The sequence below is a fragment of the Bacillus sp. LR--39 genome, assembly GCF_053613335.1.
Window position 1 is genome coordinate 1 of record NZ_JBSIOT010000582.1, and the last position, 853, is coordinate 853.

The window sequence follows — 853 nt, forward strand, 5'->3', positions numbered from 1 at the left end:
ATCGCTGGGACACCGTAAGTGCTTCCGATGGAAATCATCGGGCCGACTGCGGTAAACGTGCATCCGAGCACAACGGGAAGGCCGATGCCGAAATATCGGTTTCTCCAGAGCTGCAAAAGAGTTGCCGCCCCGCACATAAACAAATCAATCGCGATTAAATACGTCAGCTGCCCCGCATTCAGCCCGATCGCTGCTCCGACGATCAACGGAACGAGAATGGCTCCCGCATACATGGCAAGCATGTGCTGAAGCCCCAGCATCATTAGCTGTAAGGCATTGTGCTGTTCCTTCATCTTTTTTACACCTCTTTTTCTAATGCGAGTGTATGTTCTAATACCGGAAGTTCTGTTTGCTGTGCTGTTAATTCTTTTTTGTCGCGCAAGCTGAAAAATAGATTCAAAAAGATGGCGGTCAGGCTGCCAGTGATGGTGCCGTCACTCACCAGAATTCTAATCGGAGCGGGGAATTCAGCAAAAATCCCGGGGGCCGTGCTGGCGCCGATGCCGAGTGCGATTGAGCATGCGATGGTCAGGAGGTGGTATTGATTTTTGAGATCCGCTGTGCTGAGCATTTTGACGCCGGAGGCAATCACCATGCCGAACATGACGACGGTCGCGCCGCCAAGTACAGCAGCAGGAACGGCAGATGCAAGGGCGGCAATCTTCGGAATCAGTCCGAGACAGACAAGGATACAGCCTGCGGTAACGACGATGTTTCTTGTTTTCACTTTGGTCAGCTGCAATAAGCCGGCGTTTTGCGCAAAGGTATTATAAGGAAAGGCATTGAACAGCCCGCCGATGAGAATGGCGATTCCTTCCGCTCGATAGCCTTTGACGAGATCTTTTTCAGTTAA

The 853-nt window shown here is 51.3% G+C and carries 1 protein-coding gene and 1 pseudogene; both read right to left on the reverse strand.

Translation table 11 applies throughout. The features are described 5' to 3' along the window. Positions 1 to 293: solute carrier family 23 protein (locus tag ACWHAR_RS25070; RefSeq protein ID WP_452088180.1), on the reverse strand; the 293-nt coding region annotated here is incomplete at its 3' end. Positions 294 to 298: 5 nt separating this feature from the next. After that, positions 299 to 853 (reverse strand): annotated as a pseudogene (pucJ, locus tag ACWHAR_RS25075) (uric acid permease PucJ); the annotation flags it as partial.